The following is a 9945-nucleotide window of genomic DNA, read 5'->3' as shown; positions in this document are numbered from 1 at the left end:
ACCGTTGTAGGTGGTGGAGGAAAAATCATTGATAGTAACATTATTGGTTAAATTCGAAGTGCAATTACCAATTTTCACTGAAAATTGATAAGTTCCTGATGATAAGTTTGAAACTGTATAAGAAATTCCTGTTCCAGGGATATCAACACTTCCAGCCGTACTAATTTGTGTTATTGTCCAGGCTCCCAAAGGTAAACCACTTAAAACTACACTACCCTTTGGTGATGTACAAGTTACATGTGTAATTGTTCCTACTGTTGGGATCGATGGTGTTGGATTAGTTGTTATAGTTACTATATTGCTTTCGCTATATCCACAATTTGTTTTAACATTATTGATGTTTGGCATACTGGCGCTAAATGAAACCAATCTTTTAAAATGTCTTGCTATACTTACTGAAGTCGCATTTTGTATTGCGGGTGGATCATAAGTTCTGCCTGCAGCTCCCGGAATATTATTGTATATTACTCCATCCGTAGAAAGTTGCCACTGAAAATTAAGTTGAGGATTTTGCAAATTAACATCTGCTAAAGTATATTGTAAGGATCCTTCTATTACACTAGGATCTTCATTCGAACAAAGATTAATTATAGAAGGTTCTGTAATATTATTTACATTTGCATCAAATGCTATCATTGTAAAACCAACAACATTTCCACCTGCATTTTCGTAATAATCTAATACAAAATCATCATCTCCATCTAAACGAACAAGAATGTCATTGTAAGTAGTTGAACCTTGCTCACCCCACCTGTCAAAGATTTTAGTATTATTCATAGATAAACGTACTCCATCATCACCTGTTACGCGAATTATATAACAGCCTGATTTAGTAGTTTTCATTTTATATCTAACAGCAAATCCTTCTGTAAAAATACTGGCTCTTTTTACTCCACCTGAATAAACTGGAAAACAATTTTCATTTCCTCCAAATCCCTCATTGATAGTTTCAGATCCAACATTATAAGATCCTGCATAGTTGGAAGAAAATGGTTCTGGTGTTATGCCACCGGCATTATAAATATGTCCAATCCACGTGTTTGTACCATATTCATTTTGGCTATCCTGTGTGTTATTGACTCCAGTTAAATTAAGTGAAATGGGGCCGCCAATTGTACCAGCACTAGCACAATTTGCTCCTGCTGTCAAAAGTATTTTTACCTGACCTGAAAAAGTCGGAATCCAGTCTGTAATTGATACTCCGCCAGTTCCATTACTAGATGTAATAATCGCGTCATTCGAAGCATTGTAAAGAGATAAATATTCATCAGTAGCAAAAACATTATTTACTGAAAATGTATATTTATAGCCTTTGATTACATTTAATAAAACATATTGACCGGAATTAACATTAGCTGTTGTTATGGTATTTGTATTATCGATGCAAAAAGTATATGTATCTACTGGTGTGCCACTTAACGAATTAACAGTAACAGTAGGTGTATTTGTCATTTGTAACGGACAAGAACTTGATGTTAATGTTGCTAAAACATTAAAAGTAGTAGTCGTTGATAAAGTTCCTGTTGGTAAACTCAACACTCCTCCATTTCCAAGTACTGAAGCCCCAATAGCATTATTGGCAGCGTCTCTTAATTGATATCTTGTTGTATTTAGTGATGCTGCTACATTAATATTAGTTCCTGTTCCTATACAAATTGTAGGATTAGCAGCAGTAACTATTTTGTCATCTGGTGATGCCACGATATTTTGAGCTGGACTAATGAACGCTTTGTTCCCTGGGCCTATTCCACCATTATTGTCTTTAAACCATGAAATACCTTCAGAAACAACATCAAAAGTTATATTATTTGGACCTACAGCAAGCTTTGCTCCATAAGCAGTAACTGTTCTTCTTGAAGCAGTAATATTAAAATAGTATGTTTTAGTTTCTCCCGGGGCCAAGTTTTGAGCATCTACCCTAACATGATAATCATTCCATATTGTAGTACTTTCTCCATTCCATTTGATACCAATATTAAAATTTTTACCGCCACCGTCTGTCCAAGCCAGTTTACCGACATTTTTTATAACTACACTTACAGTTCTGGTCTCACCTGCACACCAGGTTGAAGAACCCAGATCAGCAGAGATAATTTGACTTTTATAATCAACTTTAGGTTTTAATGCAATCAGAATTCCTCCATTGTATTCGTCATCGCTTAATGTGGCTCTTCCTGTTCCCGTACTTCCTGCCGTAGGTTTTATTGCCCATGCGGCACCAACAGAAGCTTGTGATCCGGTATTTTTAATTTCGCTATAGAGTTGATTCAATGAATTTGGAGAATCTGCCTGCCAATTAGAATAACGTCTAGCAGATCCAACTACCTGACCCAACAAAATAACTGCTGCATTATTGGATGTAGTTGTAATTGATGTCGCCCTAACATTCTCGTCAGTTCTTCCGTTTATTCCTGTAAAAGAAGCATCAAATGGATCTGCAGTATCAACACCCGAAAACGCTACAATTGAACCTATAGCACCTTGCACATTCCAAAGCGTAAAAGTATAACTTGTTGGCTCACTTGCTCCGGCAACTTTGTACAAAACAGTACCAACACGAGTATTGTTTTCAAGATACATAGAACTTATATTCGTCCAGCCTTGTAAATCGGGAATAAATGTTCCTCCTGAAACTGCCTCTGCGATATTTACAATCATAACATCTCCTTCTACTACACCTGAAGGTTTCGTAATTGTTAATGAATTAGTAGCTGTTGTTGCTGTAGTAGAAGTCCCACGTTGTGCAATTTGTCCAAAACCCAAATTTGCTGCTAAGAATAAAATAAGGCAGAATAAAATTGAACTAAAATTTATTTGCTTTTTTGAGGAATTAATAGAAAATAAAGATTTTGATAAAAGTAATTTTTTCATCATATAACAAGTGGTATTTATATTTTAAATTTGTTTTTTGGATTCTAAAAAATAGAAAAGCGTCTCAGTTTAGAGAAACGATAATTCATTTTTTAGTTTTAACAGTTATAATTTATTCTAATGTGTTGTTGGATAAGTGGTAATAAAATGTTAAAATTCTGCAGCAAAAATATTATAATTATTCACATATACAACATCTTAGTAAAATACTTTTTGAGAAAAACGAAAAATAGCTATCTAATTTTAACAACTAATTGAATATTTTTAGTAATAACAGTTAAAAAGAAAGAAAAAAATCATGAATAATATTTATACAATTAAAGACGCAATAGTTAAATTAGAACACTTCTGTGCTTATCAGGAGCGATGTCATGCCGAGGTGGTTTCGAAACTATACAGCCTGAAAATGTCTTCAGACGAAATTGATGTTATTGTCGTTCATCTTATCGAAAATAATTTTTTAAACGAGAGCAGATTTGCTTGTAGTTTCGCCAGAGGCAAACACCGAATCAAAAATTGGGGGAAGATTAGAATTACGAATGAACTAAAAGCCAGACACATTTCGTCGGTTAATATTACGCTTGCCTTAAAAGAAATTACACCTGACGAGTACGAAGCGACTTTTGAAGATCTGTCAGAAAAATGCTGGAACGGGATTCATGAAAAAAATGTACTCAAAAAGAGAAAAAAATTCTGTGATTATATGTTGCGCAGAGGATATGAAAGTAATTTGGTTTATGAAAAAGCAATGCAATTAGAAAAGGAAAACGGTCACTAAAACCGCTTCGCTTAAAACTCAAAAAAACAACCTATTTTTCTTATAATCCTAAAAGTTATATTTTATAACTTTTTTGCGAATTATTCGATCAAACGACGTTTTTTACAACTATGCGTTTAAAAAACAACCTATTTTTACCAAAAAACTACTATTTTTCTTATATTAAATTTTAACATTTTATAAGAAATAACATAAGTTAGTATTTTCAAAGATGTAGTTCGTCGATTATTTTAACATTTTATCGATTATATAGTCATTCTAAAAACTCTCTCATTTTCTAACAGATAGTTGTATCTATATTTGTCCGGGCAAAATTTATCCTATGCCAACATAACAAATTGTATACAAAACATTTATATGAAGAGAACTCTACTTTTATTTTTATTTTTACCGGTTTTAAGTTTTGCTCAAATTGTTGATTTGGTAAAATGGGATGCTCAACAAACTGTTAACAGGAATACTCCAACGTATGTTAATACTTTATATCCAACTGCAACAGTGGCAGATATTACTACTTCGGGAGTTGGATCAATCAGCTATAACACTGATAATGCATCAAACCCATATTTTATTATAGGTGGCTGGCCAAATCCTCAGCAAAATGAAGGAAGTTATGATGCCGCAAAGTATGTTGAGTTTAAAATTACACCAAAATCAACCAGTAAAATTGATTTAAGTACTTTTAGTATTACTTATAAAAGCCAAGGTGATACGGGTGGCGGATCTGAAAGATTTCAAATTCAATACTCTAAAGATAAGAATTTTGAAACAAATGTTAGAGTGCTTGTTCCGGAAACCACTAGCTCTAATGGCTGGAAAACTATCACTCCTGTTTTTTCACCAGAAATTAACCCAGTATTGCCCGGAGAGATTATTTATATCCGTTTATATGTTTATACTTCAAATAATAATTTTCATTTTCAAATAACTGGAACACCTGTGACAATCAAAGGAACAGTGTTTCCTTTTGATTCAACAAAAGTTTTAGCAATAAATGACTATACAACTACAACAAAAGGAGTTGGATTAAACATTTCTCCTTTAAGTAATGATGTGAAAAAAGATAATGTAAATTCAATTACAATTTCTACTCCACCAGTTGCAACACAAGGAAGTGCGATTTTGAATCCGGACAAAACAATAACATTTAATCCTGCTAAAAATTTTACAGGAAAATCTTCTTTTAAATATACTATTAGCGATGGAGTAAATCCTTCTTCTGAAGCAACTGTAGAAGTAAATGTAACAGAGGTTACCCCTACAAGTTTAGTGATTTGGAATGCAAAAAGTTCAGATAAACTTAAACCCACTGTTAACTCAGGGTATGTCACATCAGCTAATATTGCAAGTAATGGTGTTTCAAATGTACTAAATGGATACAACAATAGTGAAGATTCAAACAATCCTTTTTATTCAATTACCGAATGGGCTAATAATCAATATATGGGAGGTAGCTATGATCCTGCAAAATATATTGAATTTCAAATGACTGCAGATAATAAGCATAAAATAAACTTAAGCACATTTGGATTTACTTATAGATCTCAGGGAGATTCAGGACAAAAAATAAGAATTAGTTACTCTAAAAGTAGTTCATTTAGCAGTGGTGTTAAGATACTTGCAGAAACAACAGTTTCAACTGACTGGACAACTATAACACCAGCTTTTGCATCAGATTTAAATACGCTGGAAGCTGGCGAAAGTATTTACATTCGTGTTTATGGTTATAATACTTATAACGCTTTTCAATTCAGGACAAAAACAACGATTAACGGATCTATAAAAGATGTTAATACTTTATTAGCTAATAATGATGATATTAGCACTCCAATCAATCAACCTGCAAAAGTTTTAATTTTATCAAATGATGTTATTGGTACCTCTGCTGTACAACCAATAACTGTAACGCAACCAACAAACGGAACTGTAACAGTAAACGGTGATAATAGCCTGACTTTTACTCCTTCAAGCTCTTTTACGGGAACAACTTCATTTACTTATACATTAAAAAATGCTAATTCAAATTATTCATCAGCAACTGTTGGTGTAATAGGAACAGCAGCAGTTTGTGCACCCTCTTTAATCGCGGGAGATAATTATTGGAAAGGATATGTTTATACCTACACGGGTAATACTCCAGGAGCTGCAACTTATGTTGGATCTGTAGCTGAAAATGCCATTTTTGATCGAAATGTAGGCGACGGAGTAATTACCGGAGATACAAATGTTGAAGCAAATGCATTTTGCGGAACTGTACCAAGTGATAAGTTTTTTGTAAAATATTTAATGAAAGCCACAACCTCAATTGGTACTTACAACATTACATTTGGTGCTGATGATGGGGTTAGATTATATATTGATGGAAAGTTAGTACCGGTAACACCTGCTAATTCATGGAGCGATCATAGTTATGTTACTTATTTTGCACAATACAATTTTACAACTGCCGGTCCTCATGATTTTGTTCTGGAATATTATGAAAATGGAGGCTCGTCCAGAGTATCTTTTTCATACGGTTTGGTACAAGGAGATCCATCTGTGTATGGAACGAATGTTTGGAATGTTTACGGATATACAGCTCCAAATTTTAACTTACCAGCAGTAAATTACGCAGGTACGTATGTAGATTCAAAATTAGATATAAATACTACAAGCTACTGGGCAAAAGAAAAGTCACCATCTTCTGCAACTGCATGGCAAGGAGCAACAATGCCAATTGATAACTTTACAATATCATATAAAAGACAAGGTTTCCCTTGCGGTAATTACAACATTCAAGTTGTAAATTGTGATGATGATATGCAAATTTATATAAATGGGGTAGCAACACCTGTTTATACTGCCGGAGGTAATATTAATACAGCTGTAACTATTCCAGGTGGACCTTATACTTTAAATTCAGCTTCAAAAGTTGAAATACGTTTAAGAGAAGATGGAGGAGACGCGAAGATGGCAGTTAACTTCATAGATATTCCTGTAGTTTATAATGGAACCGGAACTGTAGCCCCAAATACTTCTATAATTGTAAAAGCCAGCGCTACCTTAGATTCAAGTATCGAAGTTTGCTCTTGTACAATTGATCCGGGGAAAACACTTACAATACCTTTAGATAAAGTTTTAACAGTAAAAGAAAATATTACGGTTGGGACAGCTGGAAAGCTTTTAGTTCAGAATGGTGGTTCATTATTACAAAAGAACAAAAATGCAATATATACCGGAGCTAATGATTCATTCGAATTAAAAAGAATAACTCAGCCAATGCGTTATTACGATTTTACCTATTGGTCGTCACCGGTTACTTTGGCATCAGGATATACCTTAAAAAAATTGTCTCCGGATACTGCATCAAATATGTACCAAAGTTACGATCCTTTTACAGGATGGGTTTCACATATGAATGGGGCAGCTTCAATGATACCAGGTGTTGGCTATATTGTTAGGGCTCCTGAAACAAGCTCAGCAACTGTAGGAGCAGCTTACAATGCATCTTTTGTTGGTGTTCCAAATAATGGGGATATCAGTTTTACACCAATAGAAAATAAATTCAATTTAATTGGAAATCCATATCCTTCCTCTCTTGATGCGGCTGAATTTATCAAGAGAAATGATGGTAATACTACCGGATCCTTATATTTCTGGACTCATAATACGGCTCCTGCCAATACCGATCCGTCTAAGCCAAACATATATTCATACACAAGTAATGATTATGCTGTATTTAATTTAACAGGTAGTGTTGCTACAGGATATGTTGCAAAGGGTACAGAAGCACCAAGTGATAAAAGTCCGGCTAATAATGCCCCGAACGGAAAAATTGCATCAGGACAAGGCTTTTTTGTTAAAGCATTAACAAACGCACCGTTAAAATTTACAAATGAGATGCGATCAGCAGGAAGCAACTCTCAGTTTTTAAAAACTTCAAGTTCAAATGTTGAAGAAGGTCGTTTATGGTTGAATTTTACTAATGCACAAGGCGCATTCAAACAAACTCTTGTAGGATATATAGAGGATGCGACTAATAATTTTGAGAATAATTACGATGCGCCAACTTTTAATGCAAATGCATTTGTAGATTTTTATAGTATCAATGATAATAAAAAGTTAGTTATTCAGGGTCGTGCTCTGCCATTTGATATGATTGATCAGATTCCACTAGGATATAAATCGACAATAGCGGGTGACTTTACTATTTCAATAGACCATGTAGAAGGTTTGTTAAACGAACAGCCAATATATTTACAAGATAAAACAACAGGCGTAATTCACGATTTACGTAAAAGCGACTATAACTTTAAAACAGAAATAGGAACTTTTACTGAGCGTTTCGTTTTACGTTATAAAACCGATAAGACATTAGGAACCGATGATTTTGAGAATATTGAAGACGGCATTTTACTTTCGGTAAAAAATAAAGTTATCAATGTTATCTCATCAAAAGAGAATATTAAAGAAGTAACTGTTTTTGATATATTAGGAAAAACGCTTTATACCAAAAAGAAAGTTGGAAATAGTGAACTTCAAATTCAAAACCTGCAATCGGGTAATCAGATTTTATTAGTGAAAATAACTTTAGAAAATGACTTTACTGTTTCTAAAAAAATAATCTTCAATTAATTTACCTAAAAAAATAATATAAAATCCGACAACATTTTCTGTCGGATTTTTTCAGATAATAACAAAAGGAAATAAATTTTTAATGACAAAATAAACTAGAAATAAGATGCTAACAGATTAATTCCCTGTTAATAAGAAGTATCAAAATACTAACCAAACCAAATCCTAATTGTATGCCCCAAAAAATACTTTTACTTATTCGTTCTTTTTTTATAAAAAATGTAAGATTACTTTTTTTTCTGATTTCTCTGCAAATGTTCAGTCAGACTACAAATACAGTTACTGAAATTCATACCGATTGGAAAGGATATTGGAGGTCAAATGACATCACTCCTTCAGGAAATCGTCCGGACAATGCTAATAATTTATTAGCCTTTAAATGGAAATCTGTTATTTATTCTACCGGAGTAAATGACAATATTCTTAATACAGAAAAAGTAAATTACAAAGCTCAAAAATTTAGAGCTTTAAAAATACAGAGCCTAGGCCTAAATAAGGACACTTATATATTGCAAGGTTCGATGATCGACGGGCTGCCTAATACTGCAGTTTTAGATCCAAAATTAGCAGGAACTGCGGCAACAGGAGCAGAACTTGCAGCAAGACTAACAGATGGCAGCAATGGCCTAAGTCTGGGGACAGGAGTAGCAAACATAGCCCGCGGTTCAGCCGAATTTAAAATTGGTAGCAATAACCTGAATCTTTTAGGTATCAATGATGATATTCCGGATTTAATTGTTACTCAGGTAGCTGAGCCAGGTAATATTAATCAATCAGATATTTTTAAATTTGTTGATGCAGCAGGAAAAACAGTGGGGAATGAGATAACGGTAGCTTTTACTTCAGTTAAGGCTATTGGTACTTATAGTTTAGATTTATTTAAAGCAGATGGAGGCGTTAATGGTTTTACTCCGGCTGCAACAAGAGACATCAGAATGTTGGGACTTGAAACCAGCTCTTTTGGTATAACAGAGAATAATGCTTCGCAAGTTGATCGTTTTGTTGTTAGTTTCTCAGGTAGTTCAGATTGTGCATTTATTGCTTTTAATACCAATTCATTAAAATTTGCTGAATTAAGTTTGGTCAAAACTGCCTCGATGTCATCGTGTGGTAAGGTTGGGGATATCGTAAATTATACTTTTGATATTAAAAATAGTGGAGATGTACCCATAACTGATATTTACATAACAGATCCATTACCACAAATATCAATCTCATCGAATCATATTGCTTCTCTGGCGCCTAAAGCTACAGCTACAATAACAGGAACTTATAAAATTACCTTAGCAGATGTAGCAGCCGGTAAAATTGTCAACTCGGCAAAAGTTACGGGTACAGATCCTTCACTGAATATTGTTGAAGACATTTCAGGAACAGCGTATGATAATGATGTGTCGACAACAACAATTTTATTGTCTCCACCAACAGTGGGAACTATAACCCATTTTTCTTGTATTTCTTCAGGTAAAGTAATTTTAACTAATTTACCCGAAAACGAAAGCTGGACAATAACTCAAAGCGGTACAGCAACAGCCACTAAATCAGGAACTGGTCCAACTTTTACGATAGAAAATCTTGCAGTAGGAACTTATAACTTTAGTGTTAAGACTACTTCCGGATGTAATTCTCCTTTAACTGAAAATGTAGTTATAAGAGATCTATCCTCCACCACCTACAACGGT

At 33.8% G+C, this 9945-nt stretch carries 4 protein-coding genes; 3 read left to right on the top strand and 1 reads right to left on the bottom strand.

Translation table 11 applies throughout. From position 1 onward, the window contains the following. A partial coding sequence (locus FLP_RS14820) for a PA14 domain-containing protein (RefSeq protein WP_244894298.1) occupies window positions 1-2874 on the bottom strand: 2874 nt, incomplete at its 3' end. Between the two features lie 295 nt (window positions 2875-3169). Here FLP_RS14820 and FLP_RS14815 point away from each other — a divergent pair. The 3 genes from FLP_RS14815 to FLP_RS14805 form a co-directional block, all read left to right on the top strand. Continuing rightward, the gene (locus FLP_RS14815; RefSeq protein WP_065450316.1) at window positions 3170-3649 is read left to right on the top strand and encodes a regulatory protein RecX; all 480 of its coding nucleotides are present in this window, start codon (window positions 3170-3172) and stop codon (window positions 3647-3649) included. A gap of 357 nt (window positions 3650-4006) precedes the next feature. Next, a complete protein-coding gene (locus FLP_RS14810; protein ID WP_065450315.1) occupies window positions 4007-8263 on the top strand; it encodes an Ig-like domain-containing protein in 4257 nt (1418 codons plus the stop codon). 173 nt (window positions 8264-8436) lie between these two features. Next, on the top strand, window positions 8437-9945 hold a 1509-nt coding region (locus FLP_RS14805), incomplete at its 3' end, for a DUF7507 domain-containing protein (RefSeq protein WP_131798890.1).

Origin of the sequence: Flavobacterium piscis (assembly GCF_001686925.1) — a bacterium.
In the GTDB taxonomy this organism is placed as follows: Bacteria; Bacteroidota; Bacteroidia; order Flavobacteriales; family Flavobacteriaceae; genus Flavobacterium; species Flavobacterium piscis.
The sequence above is the reverse complement of the archived record's forward strand: the minus strand, read 5'-3'. Positions and strand labels throughout refer to the sequence as shown.